Source organism: Marinomonas phycocola (genome assembly GCF_047525455.1).
Lineage (GTDB): Bacteria > Pseudomonadota > Gammaproteobacteria > Pseudomonadales > Marinomonadaceae > Marinomonas.
On sequence record NZ_JBLIXL010000015.1, the window covers coordinates 1 to 20929 of the forward strand.

18 protein-coding genes are annotated in these 20929 nt (G+C 40.8%); 6 read left to right on the plus strand and 12 right to left on the minus strand.

Annotated elements, in window-relative coordinates:
• Positions 1–127: 127 nt before the first annotated feature.
• Together ACMUMJ_RS11435 and ACMUMJ_RS11440 are read right to left on the minus strand one after the other, a co-directional pair.
• Complete coding sequence (locus ACMUMJ_RS11435) at positions 128–574, minus strand: GyrI-like domain-containing protein (RefSeq protein ID WP_414678972.1); 447 nt, start codon at positions 572–574, stop codon at positions 128–130.
• 627 nt (positions 575–1201) lie between these two features.
• Positions 1202–2194 (minus strand): transposase, encoded by a 993-nt coding sequence (locus tag ACMUMJ_RS11440; RefSeq protein ID WP_414678973.1) that lies wholly within the window; start codon positions 2192–2194, stop codon positions 1202–1204.
• A gap of 191 nt (positions 2195–2385) precedes the next feature.
• On the opposite strand from ACMUMJ_RS11440, the gene ACMUMJ_RS11445 reads away from it, so the two are divergent.
• Entirely contained in the window at positions 2386–2682 is a 297-nt protein-coding gene (locus tag ACMUMJ_RS11445; RefSeq protein WP_414678974.1) for a hypothetical protein, read from the plus strand.
• A gap of 3 nt (positions 2683–2685) precedes the next feature.
• Positions 2686–3144: a YccF domain-containing protein gene (locus ACMUMJ_RS11450; RefSeq protein WP_414678975.1), complete on the plus strand. Its 459-nt coding sequence runs from the start codon at positions 2686–2688 to the stop codon at positions 3142–3144.
• Between the two features lie 47 nt (positions 3145–3191).
• On the opposite strand, the gene ACMUMJ_RS11455 is transcribed toward ACMUMJ_RS11450, so the two are convergent.
• Positions 3192–3722, minus strand: a complete 531-nt coding sequence (locus ACMUMJ_RS11455; RefSeq protein ID WP_414678976.1) for an aminotransferase class I/II-fold pyridoxal phosphate-dependent enzyme — start codon at positions 3720–3722, stop codon at positions 3192–3194.
• A gap of 430 nt (positions 3723–4152) precedes the next feature.
• The gene (locus ACMUMJ_RS11460) at positions 4153–4755 is read right to left on the minus strand and encodes a class I SAM-dependent methyltransferase (RefSeq protein WP_414678977.1); all 603 of its coding nucleotides are present in this window, start codon (positions 4753–4755) and stop codon (positions 4153–4155) included.
• Positions 4756–4785: 30 nt separating this feature from the next.
• Between ACMUMJ_RS11460 and ACMUMJ_RS11465 the strand changes: the two genes are divergently transcribed.
• From ACMUMJ_RS11465 to ACMUMJ_RS11480, 4 genes are all read left to right on the plus strand, one after another.
• Complete coding sequence (locus tag ACMUMJ_RS11465) at positions 4786–5292, plus strand: tyrosine-type recombinase/integrase (RefSeq protein WP_414679043.1); 507 nt, start codon at positions 4786–4788, stop codon at positions 5290–5292.
• A 246-nt stretch (positions 5293–5538) separates the two neighbouring features.
• Positions 5539–6531 (plus strand): TRAP transporter substrate-binding protein, encoded by a 993-nt coding sequence (locus ACMUMJ_RS11470; protein ID WP_414678978.1) that lies wholly within the window; start codon positions 5539–5541, stop codon positions 6529–6531.
• 195 nt (positions 6532–6726) lie between these two features.
• Positions 6727–7404, plus strand: coding sequence for a TRAP transporter small permease (locus ACMUMJ_RS11475; RefSeq protein WP_414678979.1), 678 nt, complete (start codon positions 6727–6729; stop codon positions 7402–7404).
• A gap of 18 nt (positions 7405–7422) precedes the next feature.
• Positions 7423–9036: a TRAP transporter large permease gene (locus ACMUMJ_RS11480; protein WP_414678980.1), complete on the plus strand. Its 1614-nt coding sequence runs from the start codon at positions 7423–7425 to the stop codon at positions 9034–9036.
• Between the two features lie 208 nt (positions 9037–9244).
• Here the strand turns inward: ACMUMJ_RS11480 and ACMUMJ_RS11485 are convergent, their stop codons facing one another.
• The 8 genes from ACMUMJ_RS11485 to efp form a co-directional block, all read right to left on the minus strand.
• Positions 9245–10285 (minus strand): ABC transporter substrate-binding protein, encoded by a 1041-nt coding sequence (locus tag ACMUMJ_RS11485; RefSeq protein WP_414678981.1) that lies wholly within the window; start codon positions 10283–10285, stop codon positions 9245–9247.
• A complete protein-coding gene (locus ACMUMJ_RS11490; RefSeq protein ID WP_414678982.1) occupies positions 10282–12411 on the minus strand; it encodes an MFS transporter in 2130 nt (709 codons plus the stop codon). Before ACMUMJ_RS11490 ends, ACMUMJ_RS11485 begins: the two co-directional genes overlap by 4 nt.
• The gene (locus ACMUMJ_RS11495) at positions 12411–13205 is read right to left on the minus strand and encodes a hypothetical protein (protein WP_414678983.1); all 795 of its coding nucleotides are present in this window, start codon (positions 13203–13205) and stop codon (positions 12411–12413) included. Before ACMUMJ_RS11495 ends, ACMUMJ_RS11490 begins: the two co-directional genes overlap by 1 nt.
• A 343-nt stretch (positions 13206–13548) precedes the next feature.
• A complete protein-coding gene (locus ACMUMJ_RS11500) occupies positions 13549–14904 on the minus strand; it encodes a sigma-54-dependent transcriptional regulator (RefSeq protein WP_414678984.1) in 1356 nt (451 codons plus the stop codon).
• Between the two features lie 54 nt (positions 14905–14958).
• The gene (locus tag ACMUMJ_RS11505; protein ID WP_414678985.1) at positions 14959–17196 is read right to left on the minus strand and encodes an ATP-binding protein; all 2238 of its coding nucleotides are present in this window, start codon (positions 17194–17196) and stop codon (positions 14959–14961) included.
• A 50-nt stretch (positions 17197–17246) separates the two neighbouring features.
• Positions 17247–18221: an EF-P lysine aminoacylase EpmA gene (epmA, locus tag ACMUMJ_RS11510; protein WP_414678986.1), complete on the minus strand. Its 975-nt coding sequence runs from the start codon at positions 18219–18221 to the stop codon at positions 17247–17249.
• 74 nt (positions 18222–18295) lie between these two features.
• Positions 18296–19861: an aminotransferase class V-fold PLP-dependent enzyme gene (locus tag ACMUMJ_RS11515; protein ID WP_414678987.1), complete on the minus strand. Its 1566-nt coding sequence runs from the start codon at positions 19859–19861 to the stop codon at positions 18296–18298.
• Between the two features lie 363 nt (positions 19862–20224).
• Positions 20225–20800: an elongation factor P gene (efp, locus tag ACMUMJ_RS11520; RefSeq protein WP_414678988.1), complete on the minus strand. Its 576-nt coding sequence runs from the start codon at positions 20798–20800 to the stop codon at positions 20225–20227.
• Positions 20801–20929: the final 129 nt, after the last annotated feature.

The window sequence follows — 20929 nt, forward strand, 5'->3', positions numbered from 1 at the left end:
AGTCGCCATTATTGCCTGTATAAGAAAGCTCGTAGTGATCATAAATTCGATGGTGAGAGATGGTGTCATGTGGAACCCTAAAATGGTTTAACATTAGGAATTGACACCATAGTCACTTGTTATGTAACTATTGCACCGCAATATGGATTTCTATTTCATTGTCGTTTGGGTAATATTCAAAGTCTGTTGAAAACAACCTTTGATGCTCACAGCTTTCATTAGAGAAATATTCCCAAACCTCTGTCCATGCATCGATGGCGATTTGAGGCATTTCCCCTTTATGTATGAACACTAGGTACTTACCTTTAGGAATGGTTATTTGCTCAATATCTACATTTGACGGATATGACTGACCATCAAAACCTGCGAGAACCGTAAACATCCCGTTATGGTCTGATTCGTAGTTGTAGTAAGCGCCGTAAACACGTTCACCATTTTTATAGTCAACAGGAATACTTTCATAGAAAGATTGCCACAATGCGGGTATTTTTCCATTTGGACTCATTTCTGCCGCATTATTTGTTCTAGTCGATATTCCGTTAATAGTTTTTTCTGAAACGAGCCTTAATTCCATCACAATACTCCTGTAGTTACATAACATTCTAATAATGCTCATGCGCGTTTAGACAATTTGAAAAACTTCTTAAAAACCTTATAAGCAACTGAAATATAATATTTTTATCAGTCTATCCACAAATCCAAAACAGGAAAAGCGAGCGTGCGCGTTTTTACATATTTATCCACGGCTTGTTATTTCTGCTGAGGAGGTTGCTATCCATTGATACTAAAAGATCTTTTGCTTCCTTTCCAGCACAAACATGCAACATTGTGATTGTTTTTTAGACAAAACGAGCCAATTATTGGCAACGTAAAAAACAAACTGCTCGATAAATCATTGGGAGATTTAGGGGTTCAGTATGCTCAGCAAGGTAGGCGATTACCTATTATTTTAGACGCTAATGAAAAAAAGTTCAGAAAAAAGTTCAGGACACCCAAGAAAAAAATTCAGGACACCCAATAATATACAGTCAAAAAAGCCTCCCACATTTAATCAATTACACAGAGGCAGATACAAAAAAATAAGCAGATAACAGACATGATCATACTCTAATTTCAATAAAATCATGTTTTTTAAACGATCAAGGTTGCTTACGACGTGATAAGAAAGGGGTTTTCAATATAAGATTAAATGAAACTTAGATTACGAGAGTAATGCGCAACAGCGTTTATTTGGTCTTGCTCTTGGTTGGCTGTTTTTGTAACGCTCCATACTCTGGGTTTGACCGACGACACCATGCGTATTCATTTCAAATTTCGTAGCAATTTCCATCCAGTTTTCTGAATCGATGCCAAGCCGTTGAAGTATTGGAGACAAAGACAGATCAATCGCACCACGTTTATCATGTCGGACAATACGCCCTGTCAGATAAACCAGTTGCAGATAATCTGTTAGTTTAAATACAATGCCTTTTGGCGTGTTTTTTGAAGAGTCTTTTACATTGTCTTTGCGCTCGTTACCAACAAACGGATACAAGGTTTTGGGTTGCCTGCCTTTTTCAGCCGACTCCACCCTCTTTTTGATACTGGTGAATTCTGACGTTTCAGGTGTAGCCGCAATACCTGCTCGGATAGGATTCAAATCCACATACGCCATACAAGCCAGAATCGAGGCTTCGTCTAACAAGGCTTGAGATTTAAAACGCCCTTCCCAAAATCGACCAGTACAGTCATCCTCAAAATTGGCTTGTCTCGCAATCGGCTCGTTCAGCTCTCTCATAAACCAACTGATATCAGACAATCTCTGGCGGTAAGCCTCCGCAGACCTTTCAGCCAACTCAACCGCATACGCAGGCATGGTTTCGCCACGAGAATACTGTTGAGTAAATAACGTGCCTTTATGAAGAGAATGCCAGCGCTTCAATACTTCGTGTGTAAACCAAATTTTGGCTTGTTTATCATCAACATGCAACACGATATGAAGGTGATTGCTCATCACGGCATAGGCACAAACATCAATAGAGAAGATTTGAGATAGACACAGCAAACGCGCTTCAATCCAACCACGACGGTGTTCGAAACTTTTTCCTGTAACGACATCTTCGCCACATAGAAAAGCACGACGAACGCATCGGCTGATGCAATGATAATACGGAGTATCAGACAAACTGACTTGCTGACTTCTGGCCCTTGGCATAATTCTCACCTCATCCTTGAGTTTGTTTTCTTAGTTTAAACAGTGATTAGAAAAATATCCATCAAGTAATGGATGTCTCGTATCGCCTCAGGAGTTGTCCGCAGGGATTGGATAAGCCTAAATACTATGGCCGAGTCACTTGGATTAGCACAAGACGACTTAGATAACCTGTTTATTTTAGGAGGGACTCTTTGATGCCTAACGGATGTGGCCCAAGCTGGATACCACGCTGGCTGACTTGGCTATTCTTCGGCTGGTTCTTCGAAGCATCATGTGACAAACACGACGAAGGCTATCAAGAGGGTGGTGACGAAATCCGCCGCTTTGAATGCGACTGGAAATTTCTGCAAGCAATGCGCCGCGACGTCAAACGTCTCACATGGTACTGGCGACCAGTTGCGTGGATAGTTTCTATTGTGTTTTTTGTACTTGTCAGGATGTTTGGATGGCTGTATTTTACGCGTTCAAAATCAACGACACAGGGGTAGAACATGAGTCTTATAGGAAATATTATTTGGTTTTTACTTGGCGGTTTCTTAATGGGACTGCTTTGGCTTTTCTTCGGTCTTTTAGCGGCGATAACGATAGTTGGTCTTCCATGGGCTAGAAGCTGCTTCATGATTGCCAAGCTCACTTTCTTTCCATTTGGGAAGCAAGTTATCTCACGTAAACTGCTAAATCAAAAAGATGATATTGGTACGGGTGGGTTAGGTTTGATTGGCAATATCATCTGGATCATTTTTGCTGGTCTATGGTTAGCCATCGGTCACGTCATCAGTGCAGTATTGTGCTGTATCACCATTATTGGTATTCCTTTCGGGATTCAGCATATCAAACTAGCAGCAGCGTCTCTTGTTCCCGTCGGTCAAACGGTTGTAACAAATGAACTCGCAACAGCAGTCAAAAGAGACCAAGCAGAAAGCCAACTATCTTCACTAAGATCTAAGTAGCATCAAGCAATAAAATGGGGGGCAACGCCTCCCATTTTATTGGAATATCATTTCAACATCTTAACCAATTTTAACCTGCCATTTATCGCGCAAAGCTGTGCCAAAAATCGCGCCGCGTTACAAAATTCGATATTTGCTTCATCAACGATTAATATATAATCGTCGCTGTATAGATTGTTAATGATTGACTCTGGAGAGAGATATTCCCCAGTTGGATTGTTTGGGTTACAAAGATAAACGATCTTAGTATTTGCTCTAATAACGTGCTTGAATTGCTTTAGATTAAGGTATATTTCATTTTCCATAGAGACATAACTAATAGCTGCACCACATAATTTTGCTGTAAACATCATATTTGGAAACGTTACTTGCGGTAAGACGACATGACTTGAAATAGTTAATACTGCTCTACTTATTTCTGCAATTAGTCCATCAATTCCATTCCCTAATAAAACATTGTCTTCATCTAAATTTAATTTTTCTGCAATTTTCTTTTGTAATTTTTTTGGTTTGTTCAAAAGGATATGAAGAAATGTTCTTGTCTGCTGGCTCTGTTTCGATAGTCGGGCTAGACCCATAAGGGTTAGTCGTTAACGTCATACTGATTGGCATGGCCTTTTTTGATGCGTAGACGCCATCACCAGACTCATCAAACTTTACTAAATAGGGGCAGAAAAAACGTTTAAAGTCAAGTTTTTTCTTAAGAGAATAGTCCATTTGAGCTCCATGTTTCCTTTGAAAACGACAGTTAATCTGTATTTTCTTTAATTAAGGGATAGAAGGCTATCTTAAAGTTATGAGTTTTATGACCGCTACACACAACCAAAAACAAGGATGCGGGTTATATCGTTTATCCACAAAGCGTTATTTATGAAAAAGAACAGTCCATGAATTTTTATTCATTGATACTAAAACACTTTCCATACATCTGCTAATACAATTTGAGCACATATACGGTTATTGTTTAGACAAGACGCGCAGCGTAAGACGATCAAATTGATGGCTTTGTTAGGCAATTTTTTGCGCCACTATATATGTGTGCAGCTCTGGGTACTGGTCAAACTGTAAGTGTTTGATGGTACAGTCATTATCGAGAAACACTTGTATGAAGCCATTTGTTCCTAGAGATGAGTAATACATCATTGGCCCCATAGCATCATCAGTATGATCTCCCTTTTCGTTAACCCCACCAAACGAAAATATCATGACGCCATTGGGGTTTAACGCACTTACCAGTTTTGATATCACACTAACTTGCTCATCTAATGGTATATGCCAAATGCTATCCCAAGCAGTTATGAAGTCATATTTTTCTGATAAAGGATAGGAACAGATATCCTCTTGATAGAAATTCCATTCTGGATTACGGCTTCGAGCTAGCGCGATCATTTTCTCTGAGATATCTAAGCCTTCAGGCTTAAAGCCTTCTTTGGCCAGCAAATCCATTATTCTCCCAGTTCTTCCGCAACCAACATCAAGGGCCTTGCCTTTCGACTTTACAAAGGATATCGCTCTTTTGTGTTGATCGATTCCGTTTTTCATATTGAATCGATCATCAGACCAAAGGTCTGTAATTGTGTCGTAGTTTTTGCCTATTTGTGCAGGATTCATAGTGTGTTGCCTAACATTTTAATAATGCCCATGCGCGTTTTTTACACATTTATCCACGGCCTGTTATTTCTGCTGAGGAGATTGCTATCCATTGATACTAAAAGATCTTTTGCTTCCTTTCCAACACAAACATGCAACATTGTGATTATTTTTTTTAGACAAAACAAGCCAATTATTGGCAACTTAAAAAACAAACTGCTCGATAAATCATTGGGAGATTTAGGATTTCAGTATGCTCAGCAAGGTAGGCGATTATCTATTGTTTTAGACGCTAATGAAATTCAAAAAAGACTAAGCTGTTTGAATGACCGAGATCATTTAATATTTTCATTGCTTTATGGATTGGGGCTTAGGATTAGTGAATGTTTACGAGTTCGTATTCAAGACATTAATTTGGAGCGAGGCAGCTTGTCGGTAAGATGCAGTAAAGGTAATAAAGAGAGAACGACTATTCTAATTCGGAAACTAACCGAGGCTTTAAATAGGCTGAAAAGACGAAGGCCTTTTGTGTGTTCCAAAATAATGAAAAGGGGTTAGATCGTATGACAGAGTTTAAAACTGGCGACTTTCCCCCCGATGACACTTTTTTTATAGGTGGGATTCCGCCTATTTTCCAAATAGAAACAAACTCTATTTATTTTTAGTTTTTTAAAATCAATACGTTATTATTTTTTAACAAAGTGGCATTGATTGTGCTGTTACTATCACAGCCAATGTCTTTTGACTTGCCTTATCGTTTTCAAAAAACACAATAATAATGATCGAACTCGGAGCTATAAAACAATGAAAAAAATTAGCCTTGCACTTTCTACTCTTGCCCTAACACTTGCAGCGGGTACAGCATCCGCTAGCTGTGAACCAGGTGAAACCGTTGCCAAGCTGAGTCATGTAACAGGCGGTACAACACACCCAAAAGTGGTTGCAGCAAATAACTTAGCAGAACGAGTCAATACCGAAATGAACGGTAAATTGTGTATTGAAGTGTACCCAAATTCCACATTATTTGGTGATTCAAAAGAATTGGAAGCACTGTTATTAGGCGATGTTCAGTTACTGGCACCGTCACTGTCTAAATTTGGTTCTTATACTGAAAAATTTGGCGTGTTCGATCTGCCTTTTATCTTTAAGGACATGGATGCGGCCATTCGTTTTACTAAATCGCCAGCAGGCAAAGGCCTACTAAACGAAATGGAAGAGTCCATTGGGTTTGTTGGTTTAGGTTACTGGATGTCTGGAATGAAATACTTCTCTGCTAAAAAAGCATTGATCGTGCCGAGTGATGCTGAAGGCATGAAGTTCCGAGTGCAAACATCTGATGTCGCGAAGAAGATGATCAGCGCGATGGGGGCATCACCACAAGCAATGTCGTTTTCTGAAGTATACGGTGCCTTACAAACAGGTGTTGTTGATGGTCAAGAAAATACCTGGTCTAACATCTACACCAAGAAATTCTTTGAAGTGCAAGACAGCGTAACAGAAACTAACCACCAGCTATTGGCGTATTTGTTTATGACGTCTTCTGAATTCCTTGATGGTCTAGACGACGATGTTCGTACGCAATTTCTTCAAATCGCAGACGAAGTGACTCAAGCAGCCAATGAGTCGGTTAAAGCAGCCGAAGCGGCAAACAGAGCCAACATCTTGAAAGCAGGCGGTAAAATCAACGAACTGACACCCGCTCAACGTCAAGAATGGGTCGACACAATGAAACCTGTTTGGTCTGAATTTGAAAGAGACATTGGTAAAAAATTGATTCAATCCGCAGCAGAAGCGTAATCAATTGTTAATCAGTTCCTTCTCTCATGAATAAATGGACTGAATGTGTTATCGCATTCAGTCCATCTAACCCTATGATTTATATGACTTACATTATCTAATTTAAGTTAGAGACCCCATTACTCTCTATTTATCTGGTTAACGATCAATATTCGTCATTACGTGCGAATGCGGATTCGTTTAGGAGACTGTCACATGCCATACTGGCCGCATTTTTATCTGCTTATTTTAATTGCCATCATTTGGGGATTAGAAAAAGCTTACCCTCAAAAAATGGAACGTTTTGAAGAAAATTTCATGGTGATCATACTTGCCTCTATTATGGCGGTTTCATTTGGTCAAGTCATTGCTCGCTATGGTTTCAATACAGGTTGGTCTGCGGCATTAGAGTTTAATACCTTAGCGTTCTCTTGGCTGATTCTTTTAGGCATGAGTTACGGTATAAAAACCGGCATTCACCTTGGTGTGGACATTGTCTTAAACGCCGTTCCCGCACGCATCAGCAAGGCACTGTCTTTATTTGGCGCTGCCTGCGCTTGCTTGTACGGATTGATCCTTTTGGATTCCACATGGATTGCCTTATTAGGCGTAGAAATTCGTGGTGGTGCCATCGAGTACTGGGTAAAAATGTTCAAAATAGGCATTGGCACCGAAGAGTTACGCTACCCTATTTTCATTCAAGATATGTTTGATATCCGACCTCGTGTTCAACGTTGGCTTGTCTTAGTCATCTTACCAATCAGCTTAGCACTATTGTCATACCGCTCTATACAGGCATTTTACGATATTTGGACAGGCAAACGCACTATGCTGATCAGTGGTCATGAAGCACAAGACCTTGTCGAAGAAAACAAAAACATTCTTAAAGATTAGCCCTGTTAGGAGAGCCTCGTGGAATCCATTATTTTATTCACTCTAGTATTGGCTTTGCTCTTTATCGGATTACCCGTTGGTATATCCCTAGGGCTATCATCCATTCTATTTATTACTTTCTTTTCGAATGATTCATTGTCATCCGTTGCTATTTCATTGTTTGGTGTTGGCACACACTACACCCTTCTAGCCATTCCTTTCTTTATTGTGGCCTCGTCCTATATGTCGACAGGCGGTGTGGCGAAACGATTAATTAACTTTGCTATTGCTAGTGTCGGTCACTTTAGAGGTGGCCTTGCAATGGCGTCTGTACTTGCTTGTATGATGTTCGCGGCTCTATCTGGTTCATCACCTGCCACAGTGGTTGCCATTGGTACCATCGCCATTGCAGGTATGCGACAAGTTGGTTATTCGAAAGAGTTTGCGGCTGGCATCATTGCAAATGCGGGTACATTAGGCATATTGATTCCTCCTTCTATCGTGATGGTCGTTTATGCGGCGGCAACCGATGTGTCTGTTGGCCGTATGTTTTTAGCGGGGGTTATTCCTGGTTTAATGGCTGGCGGTATGTTGATGTTGGCGATCTATGTTGTTGCCCGTATCAAAGGGCTGCCTTCAGAAGAATGGAAAGGCTTTGGGGCCATTGTCCAAGGTGGTAAAGAAGCTGGGTGGGGGCTGTTCCTCATCGTCATCATCATGGGCGGGATTTATGGTGGTGTTTTCACGCCGACGGAAGCGGCCGTCGTTGCGGCCATCTATTCCATGTTTATTGCACTGTTTGTTTATCGAGACATGGGGCCACTGAAAGACACACCTTGGGTCATTGAATCCGATTCTAAGGTTGCCAAGATTGGCTTTAACGGCCTGGTCTACGGCGTGTCTTTCTTCTTAGTGTGGGAGATTCTGTCTTTCTTTGCGCTTTCTGATAATGAAACCATTACTGGGGGAGACCGTGCTATTTGGGGATTAATCATGTCCATTGGCATTGCTGTTTTCTATGTGTTCGTACGCGGCAAGCAGGTTTCTGAATCCATTCTTACTTGTCTGCTTTCAGGCATTCCAATATGGGGACGTAATTTGAGCCTTATGGGGCGCTGCTTCTTCCCTGCATTGCTTGGAGAAGAGTCGCGTAAAGTCATGTTTGAAGGCACAAAAACAACCATCATGTTGATGTTTATTATTGCCAATGCCTTCTTATTTGCACACACCTTATCCTCAGAACGTATCCCTCAAATGATCACTGAATGGATGTTAGGAGCTGGGTTTAACTGGTTCACGTTCTTGATTGCCGTGAACATCTTGCTGTTGATTGGTGGGCAATTTATGGAGCCTTCCGGCTTATTAGTGATTGTTGCACCTGTTGTGTTCCCAATCGCAATGCAACTGGGTGTCGATCCCATTCACTTGGGTATCATTATGGTGGTTAACATGGAGATTGGTATGATCACGCCACCGATAGGTCTCAACTTGTTTGTCACATCCGGCATCACTGGAATGAGTTTAGCGAAAGTGGTTAAAGCGGCCATGCCTTTTGTCGCCGTGCTAATGGTATTTTTAGTCCTTGTCACCTATATTCCTGCGATCTCAACCTTCTTGCCTTATGCGGTGATGGGACCTGAGATCATTAATTAAGTAGAGTACATTCCAAGAGCATTAGCCCCGAGTAGATTACCTTGTCTGCTTAGGGTTGCTTTTGAACTCAATGCTCACTAGATATGCGCACTAAATATTCAGCTAACTCCGCAAAGACCTTCTCTAACCTCTGCTTTATATCACGTTCAAACTCTCCCTCAAAAATCCTATTCTCATGATGTTTTAGGCACTACCGAAAGCGTATCAATTAGTGTTGAACATTAACCAAATCAGCAAAACGAATCAGATGTATTGGGGGATACAAATCGATTAATTTTGCAGTAGACATATTAATTGAAATAGAGAACTGGCTTAATGAGGCCACTTCTAAGTCCCCAGGAGTATCACCATCCACCAGTATTTTCTTCGCTTGACTACCTGCAAAACGCCCTACTCGGTAGTACTTATTAGAGACTGAAATTAATGCATTGGAGTTGGTAACCATAGAATCATAAGCACTTGCAACAGGTATTTTGTACTTTAATGCCGCACTGGTGAACTCATCAGCATGATCCAAGTTATAAGAACTGGAACCAACATACACAACGTCAACATTCTTCTCCGATAAAGAAGACATTAAAGTATCAAACTGATTAGGATACGGCTTTCCTTTGTCGTCTAATTTGTATAGCTCTTTAAAAAGCTCAAACTTCATCGTTTTAGACAGCTTTTGTAAGTTATCAGTGTTTAACGTTGAATTTAACTCCGCTTCCGAATAAATAACGCCTATACGCTCGACGGGAAAATATTCTCTCATTGCTCGAATCTGCACTTCATCAGGAACCCTGTTACGAATTCCCGTCACCGTTTTGCGCCCGCTGTGTTCATAAGAATCCACTATATTTGCGCCAATAGGGTCTGCTACGATCATAAACAAAACTGGAATATCGCCCAACTTTGTTGTTTCCCCAAATTCTTCAATAGTACCAATAACGCCTTTACTAACAGTCGTTCCCCAAGTGACAACAAGATCTGGATTTAAAGCCTTTGCTTCTTCAACAAACCCACTTAGATTACTTTTACTTCGATTAGCATTACGCACAATCACATTTGCAGCAACGCCTGATTCTTTTAAATAGCTTTGAAAACCTTTACAAGCATCTTCGCATCCTCGCCATACAACCATATAAACAGTTTGAGGCGACGCATCTTGTTGAAGAGAATCGTTATTAACCACGTCATCAGCAAACGTAGAAATTGATACTATGCTACCAAAAAGCCAAGCAAGACATAAAATTAGTTGTTTCATGGTGCGACCTCTTCTACAGCGTTTTCAGACTTCCTTAAGAATAGCATCATCATGACACCAGAAAGCACTATTCCAATACCAATAACCATCATAGTTTCACCAAAGTCATAAAATGCCAATAAAACCGCCACAATAACAGGCCCAAGAACACCTCCAATACGTTCTGATGTTCTAAGAGTACTGAGCACTGTTGTCTTTCCTACTTCTGGTGTGTCTTCGGCAGCTTCAAGAGCAGACGCAATCAAAGGTGCTTTCAGTATAGAGTGAGCAACCCCCATCAAAGCAACAGCAAGCAATACTTTAAAGAAAGACGCCTCACCATAAAGAGAAATTAATATACCGCCTGATAATAGAGTTCCTAATACAACAAGCTCTTTCATTTTCTTAGTTCTATCTGCGATACCAGATGCAATAGGGCTTAACGGAATAATGATTAATGAATAAATCATCATAATACGGCCTATTTCTGACTGGCTCGCTTCTAAAGAGACCAAATACAGAGGAACCATGAAATATAAGAAACCTGTTAATACGATTTTTGCCGGAATCGCACAACAAATAACAAGCGAGACAAATTTCACATTTTTCGCTAGTGACCATAAACCCGACTCGCCATTTGCAGACACTTTCTTTGGCTCAACGCTAACGGATCCAGAAAACATTCTCCACGCAAGAAGCCCTGAGAACGAGGCTAATACAGCAGATATTAAAAATACCGGTTGATAGCCTATTCGATCGGCGATGATTGCACCTAATGCCGTACCACACATGGTTGCCGTCATTAGTACACCAACAAATATTGCCATGCCTTTTGCCCTGTTTTCAGACGAAACAACCGCCGCTATATAGCTCTGGCAACTAATGGTAATTAATGCATAACCAAAGGCGGTAATACCACGAGAGATAACAATGCCCATACTGTCTTGAGCAAATGCACAACCTAGATAACCAGCGATAGCAGGAATAAGCCCCATTAAGAACAAAGGCTTTTGCCCAAACTTATCGACCCATTTAGCAAAAAAAGGCGTAGATACCGCAATGACTAACATAAAAACAGATATAGGTAAGCCAAGCATGACATCACGAGAGATCCATTGATTCGGCTCATAGAACTCTGAGACAAACAAAGGCATAAAGGACTTTTGTAATTCTTCCGCAAACGAGAAAACAAACAAAGGAATTCGAGCATCTAGAATGTCTCCATTCTTCATACCCAATTTTGTTTGCAAATTAAAACGTTCAGCAATTTTTTGCAGGCGTGTTTTTTTTTCCTCTATTTTAACTTCGTCCGTATTCTCTTCAGAAACGCTAATACATGTTTTTACGAACTTCCCTTGTAGGTCTTTCGAATCATCATTTAATTTGGCTATAAAATGCCCTATTGACCCTCGACTAGGTACCGAATCTTTAATCGAAAAGTCACCATCCACTTGCCTTTTAAGAATGGATTTAGACTCTTCCAAAGGCCCTGAGATGTAAAACATTACCACGACCATCACGACTTCAAAACACACAAGTAAAACCGCAACGAGTACAATAACAATATCAAAAAACATGTCCGCTAACTGGCTGCGTATAAAGTTAGAATTCAATCCAACAAACACACCTCCCACTCGGCTGTCTTGATAATTGATGTTCATTTCATAAACATCTTTACTTTGAGACTCATTCGAAAAAGCAGGAATAAAGCCAAACAACTCCTCTTTAATTAACTCTAACCGATCAAAAAGAGACGCGCTAAAATAAGAGATGGTTTCCGCCCCTTTTCCCATATCTTGAGCACTATTCAAACTCAATAATTCACCCGCAGAATACAGCGGCTTATTGTCTTTCGACACAACGGCTATAAAGGTCAACTCAGGGTATTTCTCCAGCGTCTCAGAAAGGTATGCATCCATACCTCGAATACGATCTAAGGGCACTCCTGAAATAATGGCCAACTCCACATCATCATGAATAACTTGAGAAACAGCATTTGTTTTTTTCAGTATTTCTGGCTTTATTGAAAAATTGAACTCAGCCAGTGTGTACATTGCGCTTAAAATAGAAGCCAACAGCGAACTCGTTATCGTCACCAAAATAAGACGACGATTAATCAAGCTAGCCATACTTTTTTCTTTATTCATTACTTCTTCCCTTTAAGTATCGACGATTCTTCTGATAAGCTCTGAGCCTCTTCCAGTTCTTGAACGACTTTACTTCTCATCTTTTTACTTTGCTCTATTTGATCCGCAAATACAGATGAAATACTTCCTTTTACTACTAGGGGAGTTTCTTCTTCACGTCCATCAGAATGAACTTGAATAAGCTTTATGATATTAGTGACATCACTAAATCCAAATTGAATAATTAATAAAACAATCACAGCAAAAAATAAGAAAATAAAAATGGCCATTTCTAATAGATGTAATTGAACGTACGAGTAAACACCATAAAAAGACGCTTTGTCATAGGTAATAATGATACTGCCAATCAAACTCTCGGAGCCGTCAAATAACTGCATACCACTATAGAGATAAACCTCCGTACTTAAATTCCAGTTTTTATCAGACGACTTCAAGGCTCGGCGAGTTACCTCTCCATTTGGAAAAAGAGACGATGAAACATGATCGGTAGAAAAAATCATCTTACCTTGCAGATCAATTACATCGATACTGGTTACATTTTTATCCCTTTGTTTGGCTTTCTCCATCAAATCAGATACATTTGTCGCCGATTTAAGAGGGATGCCGAGACGGTCAGCTTTTAAAATGGAAGTCTCTAGAGAGGAAGAAATCACATCCAGTTTGGACGAAACGACATTCGACATCAAACTGTCGAATTTCATAACATTCATTAAATAGTGAAGGCTTAGAACGGCAATTAAAATCATCCATACTGTAATCACTAACCTGAGATGAACTTCAAAAAGTGCTTTCATGTTTACAGTCCTTATACAGCCTACAAAACTCACACACTATCGTGTGTAATAAACGTACTCAAAACAGCGAGCAACACAAAAAAATAAGCAATAAATGAATACGGCGCCATGACCATAATTTATTTGAGGTATCCCGATAAGACATGGCAAAACGAATAAGGATAAAATAATTTACCTTTTTTATATTTATAGCGTTTAAAGTCACACATCTTGTGCTGAGAACGACCAAAATAGCAAACCTTTTATTAAGAATAGAAGACTTACTTCAGATTGCACTTTCTATAGTCAATAAAGAAATAAAGGTACAAAGCATTACCATCTTTCACTCAAGTACGCTGTTAAGTTACTTATAAATGTCTTTATCCAAATTGTATTTACGCATTTTGTCATAAAGTGTTTTTCTAGGCAGACCCAATGCTTCCATTGTGCCCTTAATTGAGCCTTTTTGGCGCAGCAACTCTTGTTCTAATAACGTTTTTTCAAAACGTTCGACTTGATCTGGCAATGTCATAACGCCTGGATTTGCCTCATTACTAATGATTTCGTCAAACTCGAATGAACCACTTTCTCCCATTAGAATGTATCGCTCTGCTAGATTTCTTAGCTCACGGACATTACCAGGCCAATCATAAGTTAATAAGCTGTGCATTCTGGAGGCAGACAAAGGTTGTGACTCCCTTTTGTACTGAGCCGTTGCAACCAAACAAAAATGCTGCCACAGCAGGGAAATATCACTCGTACGTTCGCGCAAAGGGGGAATATCAACACGCACGACATTCAGCCTATAATACAAATCTTCTCGAAACGCTCCCGTTTCACTAAGCTGTTTTAAATCCACTTTTGTGGCCGCCAGGATTCTTAAATTTAGATCGATGATCTTATTCGAGCCTAGACGTTCAATTTTTCGATCTTCTAACACTCGCAACAAACGAATTTGCATACTCATTGGCATACTTTCAATTTCATCTAAAAAGAGTGTGCCATTGTTTGCATGCTCAAGCTTGCCTATACGCTGCTGTTTTGCATCAGTAAAAGCCCCTTTCTCATGGCCAAATAACTCACTTTCCATCATCGATTCAGGTACGGCACCACAATTAATCGCCACGAACTGAGCCGTTCGACGCACGCTATGCTCATGTATATAACGGGCAACCAACTCTTTCCCTGTCCCTGTCTCACCAAAAATCATAATATCTGCCGCCGTGTCGGCCACATGCACCAGCACACTTCTTAGCGTATGAATACTTGGCGTATTACCTATGATTCTTGGGCCGGGGGCATTTTGAGCAGCAAGCTCTAATCGTAAGTGTCTATTTTCGAGTAATAATTTTCGCTTCTCCATGGCTCTGCGAACCACTTCAAGAAACTCGGCATTAGAGAAAGGTTTTTCAATAAAGTCATACACGCCTTTGCGGATGGCATTTACTGCCATGCTGATGTCGCCGTGCCCAGTAATCAAAATCACGGGGATTTCAGAATCAACCAATTTAATATCATCAAACAATGCTAGGCCACTTTGCCCTGGCAAATTAATATCACTGACGATGATTCCTGAATAATCTATTGAAATTGTTTTTATTACGCCTTCTGTATTAGAAAATTCATGCACCTCAAAATCGTCTAACTCTAATGTCTGCGCAATGGCCATGCGCACCGAATGTTCATCATCAATCAGTATCACTTCACCAGAACTAGACATTATGCATTTCCTTTATTTGAATATCGTAAACATAAGTAGATCGATGCAATGCATTTATTCATCCTCAACACTGGAGTAAAGCAATAGTTCAATAGAAAATTCCGCCCCACTCTCTGTATTTGTATTTGCATAAATTTTCCCATTCATCGATTCAATAATACGCTGACTAATGGATAGACCCAGTCCTAACCCTGCACCATGGGGCTTAGAGGTATAAAACGGTTCAAATAAATGTTTACGCGCTTCAGCCGTTAATCCATGACCAGAATCCGATACCTTTACCACAATGCGTTGACGGTCTACTGGATACACACTAATCATAATAGAAGGCTCAACCTCTTTATTTTCCGTCACTGCATCCACTGCATTTGACAATAAATTAACCAGCACTTGTTCCAAAAAAACCCTATCAGCCTTCACAGAGACCGCATGATCCTCAGGAACTATTAATGCAATGCCTCTGTCTTTTAAGCGTGATTCGATAATACTCACCGCCGCTAGAATCGTTTGCTGCAATGGAACGGCCCCCTGTTGCACCTCTCCTTTTCGAGCAAATACTTTAAGGCGAGCCACAATATCGCCCATGTGCTGGCTTAATGAATTAATCTGTAGCAAGTTTTTTTCAACAGACGGTAAATTATTACGCTTTAAAAAGGTCAGTGCATTTTCCGAGAATGCTCGCATAGCGGTGAGAGGTTGATTCAACTCATGATTGATACCCGCACTCAATTGTCCTAATACCGCTAACTTTGCGGTTTGAATAAGCTCTCTTTGCGTTTCTTTATGTTTATCAATTTCTTTTCGAAGACGATGATTGGCCTCTTCTAATTCAAATGTTCTTTCCTTAACTCGTACTTCTAACGCGGTACGTGATTGGGTAATTTCTCGCTCATAACGCTTACGCTCGGTCATATCATGAAAAGTAACCAGATACTTCCGCTGATGGGGCAATTCTATTAGGCATAAATTCATTTCAACGGCTTTAGGCGTATCTCCTTCACAACGCAAAACGCCCTCCGTCGTAGTGAAATTTAATTCATCCTTATCGGAAGTAAACTGGATGCTCTTTTCTATCTCGGATGACACATCCTTTTGATAAAGGCTATCCAACTTTTGGCCGATAAAAGGCAATAAAGAATGCCCTGCAAGGGATTCTATGGCAGGGTTAAACGATTCAATACGCTTATCTTGATCAAGAGTAACTAAACCTGCCTGTGTATTTTGAATAATGGCACGAATATAGGCGTCATTATGGCGACTCATTTCGTTCGCTACTAAACGCTCTTTTAACATTCGACGCCGTGAAAACGCCAACCCTGTAATCAACACAATGATGGTAACACTACCAATAACAAACATACGCCACAGAAAAACACTGTCATTAATAGGGTTTAACGGTGACAAAGACGCAATTTGGAAGCCCAATAAGCGAATGGGGCGACGCATTTCTAAATACCCCACACGCTCAAAACGATCTTCATGCTTAGAAGAGATAGACGCTTTTAGAAACTCAACGACACGGGATTGTTTATCAAATTCTTTAACATTAAGAATAGGGAGTTTGAACAACTGCTGATCTTTATAACGCTTACTGTTTGCGATTCGCTCCAGCTCTTTATGTGAAAGTGGCTCCATGGTTTTATAAAGCCATTCTGGACGTGAACTGCCGAATACAACTTGATCCGGATCAAGCAATAGAAATTCGTACCCTTGATTGGAAAACCGCTCTTCAAAAGGCTCTAATTCAATTTTCACGACCGCCACACCAACAATGGCATTCCCATCATAGACAGGGTAAGAAAAGAAATAGCCACGACGGTTGGATGTGGTTCCAAGAGCATAATACCGACCAAGACTTCCCTCTATAGCCTGTTTAAAGTAGGGCCTAAAGGCGAAGTTCTTGCCGACAAAACTCCCTTGCATCGCATAGTTTGATGCGGCAATGGTATAACCATGTTTATCTAAAATATAACTGTTCGACGCTTCAGTAATTCGGTTTATTTGATCTAATTCTCGATTTAGCTGATTGATGTCTGAGACAAGTCCCTCTCTTAGCGCTTTTCGAACTCGATCCTTGGATGCCAACAAGGCTGGCATGTGTTGATATTTGGTAATGGCATTTTCTAGCACTTCACCCAATTGATCTAGTTGTATGGAAGCGTCTTGTTGCAATGCTTGTAGCTTTTGCTGCTTTAGAAAATCACCGCCTCGCCAAATAATCATCACCAAAACAAATAACGAGGCAATCACAAACCAAGTGAGACGTAACTTAGCATCTTGTGTTTTCGACACTCTCTCCAACTCCTTTCTCTTTATCGTGCCCTATCACTTTCTAGTGCGGATTACGCTCTGTCATCAGCGAATGGAATCACCTGATTAATATGATCTATCTGACAAAGCAACATCAATAAACGATCAATACCAAGCGCCACACCAGCACAACTGGGCATCCCCTCCTCTAACGCTGAAACCAATCGTTCATCAACCTGACGAGGCGCCAATGTAAGTAAAGATCGTTGAGCCATTTCCTCAGCAAAGCGTTCGGCCTGTTCATCGGCGTCCGTTAATTCAAAATAACCATTCGCCAATTCCATTCCTTGCCAATAAAGCTCGAAGCGTGCCGCAATATCATCACCATCCACCTGAATTTTTTTCGCCAATGCTGCTTGAGAGGCCGGGTAGCTATGGATAAAACACGGTTGTTGCCAGCCTATTTTTGGTTCAATTACATGACTAAACAACAATTCCAATAAGGTATCACGGTCTGTTTCTGCTAAACCATATTCGGTGTGTTGATAAGACACGGTTTGCAGTGTTTTTAAGCCTACCGCATAAGGATTAAACCCTAAAACCGTTTCAAACGTCTCTTTATAACTCATGCGTTCACACACAAGCCGTTCATTGTTGGCAACACGCTTTAATAACTGCTCAATTTCATCCATCAATTGCCAATGATCAAAACCAACGCGATACCATTCAAGCATGGTGAATTCCAATGCATGACGACGGCCTCGATCTTCTGCACGGAACACTTTTCCAAGTTGGTAAATACTGCCTGCACCAGCACAAAGCAATCGCTTCATGGCAAACTCAGGAGACGTTTGTAAATAATAGGTCGTCGGTTTGCCTTCTATCGCAGTTTGCAAACTTAAACTTTCAATATGAGGATCGGAGATGGACGCTAAAGAAAGCATTTGAGTGTCCACCTCCATCACATTTCTCTCATAAAAAAAGTGACGTACTTGAGAAAACAATTCCGCTCGTTTGCGTAAAGTCGCTATTTCAGTACTGGGCTGCCATTGCTGTTTTTGATACATCGTAAATTCGTTATCGCTCTGACGTGTGAATAATAGAAGGCAAAAGTATGAATAAAAAATACGAGATAACGTCTCTATGCCTGTGACGACTCCAAGCTCCTAACAATGTTGCGCTGATCCTCTAGTACCGCTCGGCAATGCATCACCGTAGTTAACGGGTTTGCGATAACCACTCTCAACCCCACAACAGATTGCTCAGAATCAATCTTAAAAAGCGTTCGTGATACAAATGTTGCCCCCCGACTTAATTGCAATTCCTGCAGCTGGATATTATAACGATCTATCTCCTGATTATCGTCCACTGAATATTGAGTCAGACCACGGTACGCTTCAGGAATAAAGCGATACAGAAAGATATTCGCTTGCGGTTCATTCAATAATTCAAAATCAAGAGAAGACTGAATATCACTGGCCATTTGATGAGCTGTCTTAATGCTGTTATCAAGCAAGTGAGCGTAGCCTTTTTTACCGATCAAACACAGAGCCGCTTGCAAATAACACACATTCGCAGGTCTCGAGCCTTCCACTCCCATTCGTCCTAAATCTGGGGAAGCGGCTCGAATAATATAATTGGCCTCATTCGTAATCAATCTGCCTGTCTCATGGTTTTTAAACAGCACAATCCCAATTCCCATTGGTAAATACAGTTGCTTGTGTCCATCAATGGTCACTGAATCAGCACGCTCAACACCAGACAATAAATTACGATGTTGATCAGAAAAAACCAATGGCCCACCCCATGCAGCATCTACATGGAAGTACACACCAAACTCCTCAGCCAAATCGGCCATTTCGGATAACGGATCAAAAGATCCACATTCAGTGGAGCCAGCAACACCGACAATCGCACTCACATGAATACGTTGATTTGCACAATTAACCAGCGTCTCGCGTAAAGCCATTAAGTCTATTTTTTGATTCTTGTCAACAGGAATAGACAACAGATTTTGCTTACCTAAACCCAATAACCCCATGCTTTTTTCAATCGAATAATGCGCCAAAGACGAGCCAATCACCACACTTTGTGTAAAGCCTGCTTTATTAAGAGCCGCAAAAAAACCTTCCTGTTCAATATCTGCAAAAGGCGCTAATGAGTGGTTTCGCGCGCACTGCAACGCGGCGATGTTCGCCAGAGTGCCCCCTGATGTAATTAAACCAAGAGGGCTACTGTGATCTGAAAGGACTGTTTTATAATAATCGTCATTCTGATTGTAAACCGCCTTATGCAACATCGCTAACGCTTGTTTTTCATAAAAAGTCAGCGACTTTGACGTTTCTACCTTCACCACATTCTGATTCATGGTAGCGATTAATTTCGAAATTGGACGCATAAAGCTCGGCAACAAGGTCGTCATATGACCGATAAAATAAGGAGACCCCGTATTAATTGTATGACCGATGACATGTTCCGTCATACCTTGTAAGTAATCCGACTCTTCAAGCCCCTCTTCAGGAATAGAAACCTGTGAGAATATCTTATTCAACTCATCGTTATTCAACTCGGATGTGATTCGATCCGTTGATAAGAACTCATGAATCAGTGCCTCAATACGCTCAGAAAAAGTCGCGTTTGTTTTGTTCTCAAAATGCGTCATCACAGACTCGTGATACGCTTTCTCTACGGTACCTAAGTTGCTCATATCACTTCCTACATAAACTGAATGCATTTTAATGTAGGTGAACGCAACTTGAAATGATTTACTAACAATACACTAAGTAACACTTTGGTTGGATTCAATCTCTCGGCTTGCCAAATCAATACCCACGAAAAAATCGCCCCTAAAAAAGACTGCACTCTGGATAAAGCAAAACGGCAGGGTCTCGACCGACAAAGATGTCACGCATTAACCCGCTATTGCAAAAAATACCGCACAAACAAAAAAATCATGTCTTTATAAAGTGATGGCAAAATGGCATCTCCCTAAATGACATGATTTTTTCTCGATAACAAACACACAATGAAAGAACCAATGTGCTCGTACCTCATTCTTTTTAAACTGGCTTTATTTACCTGTTGCTCGTGACACGTAATCACCCGTACGAGTATCAATTCGTAACACTTCACCAATATTGATGAAAAGCGGCACACGTACAACCGCGCCCGTCGATAACGTTGCTGGCTTGGAGCCGCCATTTGCCGTGTCACCTTTTAAACCAGGGTCTGTTTCAGTGACTTCTAATTCAATAAAGTTCGGCGGCGTTACGGACAACGGTGCACCGTTGTAAAGCGTAATCATGTATGTTTCTTGCTCTTTAAGCCATTTAACCGTATCCGCTACTGCCGTTGCATCCGCACCATGTTGTTCAAAGGTGCCGTCTGTTGCCATAAAGTGGTAGAATTCACCATCGGTATACAGGTACTCCATGTCTGTTTCCATGACATCAGCCGCCTCAAGAGAATCACCAGACTTGAACGTACGCTCCCAAACACGACCTGTTTTTAAGTTACGTAGTTTGAGACGGTTGAACGCTTGTCCTTTACCTGGACGAACGTGTTCATTTTCCAAAACCGTACATGGATCATTATCGACCATAACTTTAGTACCAGTACGCATATCGCTGGTTGAATGATTTGCCATAATTCCTCACCGTGTTTTCATTGAGATAAACGCTCTTTGCTAACTCGTCGTATAAAGGAGGTCAGCAAAAGTAAAGCAAGCACAACGCTTTGCGGGACTTTTACAGAGCGAGTGATCAAAGCGATCACT

Bases quoted from the DNA above. Each gene is read 5' to 3' on its own strand.
- ACMUMJ_RS11500 (WP_414678984.1), bottom strand. From the start codon at position 14,904: ATGTCTAGTTCTGGTGAAGTGATACTGATTGATGATGAACATTCGGTG.
- ACMUMJ_RS11470 (WP_414678978.1), top strand. From the start codon at position 5,539: ATGAAAAAAATTAGCCTTGCACTTTCTACTCTTGCCCTAACACTTGCA.
- ACMUMJ_RS11475 (WP_414678979.1), top strand. From the start codon at position 6,727: ATGCCATACTGGCCGCATTTTTATCTGCTTATTTTAATTGCCATCATT.
- ACMUMJ_RS11435 (WP_414678972.1), bottom strand. From the start codon at position 574: ATGGAATTAAGGCTCGTTTCAGAAAAAACTATTAACGGAATATCGACT.
- ACMUMJ_RS11460 (WP_414678977.1), bottom strand. From the start codon at position 4,755: ATGAATCCTGCACAAATAGGCAAAAACTACGACACAATTACAGACCTT.
- ACMUMJ_RS11485 (WP_414678981.1), bottom strand. From the start codon at position 10,285: ATGAAACAACTAATTTTATGTCTTGCTTGGCTTTTTGGTAGCATAGTA.
- epmA (WP_414678986.1), bottom strand. From the start codon at position 18,221: ATGTATCAAAAACAGCAATGGCAGCCCAGTACTGAAATAGCGACTTTA.
- efp (WP_414678988.1), bottom strand. From the start codon at position 20,800: ATGGCAAATCATTCAACCAGCGATATGCGTACTGGTACTAAAGTTATG.
- ACMUMJ_RS11465 (WP_414679043.1), top strand. From the start codon at position 4,786: ATGCGCGTTTTTTACACATTTATCCACGGCCTGTTATTTCTGCTGAGG.
- ACMUMJ_RS11495 (WP_414678983.1), bottom strand. From the start codon at position 13,205: ATGAAAGCACTTTTTGAAGTTCATCTCAGGTTAGTGATTACAGTATGG.
- ACMUMJ_RS11515 (WP_414678987.1), bottom strand. From the start codon at position 19,861: ATGAGCAACTTAGGTACCGTAGAGAAAGCGTATCACGAGTCTGTGATG.
- ACMUMJ_RS11455 (WP_414678976.1), bottom strand. From the start codon at position 3,722: ATGGGTCTAGCCCGACTATCGAAACAGAGCCAGCAGACAAGAACATTT.
- ACMUMJ_RS11490 (WP_414678982.1), bottom strand. From the start codon at position 12,411: ATGAATAAAGAAAAAAGTATGGCTAGCTTGATTAATCGTCGTCTTATT.
- ACMUMJ_RS11450 (WP_414678975.1), top strand. From the start codon at position 2,686: ATGAGTCTTATAGGAAATATTATTTGGTTTTTACTTGGCGGTTTCTTA.
- ACMUMJ_RS11440 (WP_414678973.1), bottom strand. From the start codon at position 2,194: ATGCCAAGGGCCAGAAGTCAGCAAGTCAGTTTGTCTGATACTCCGTAT.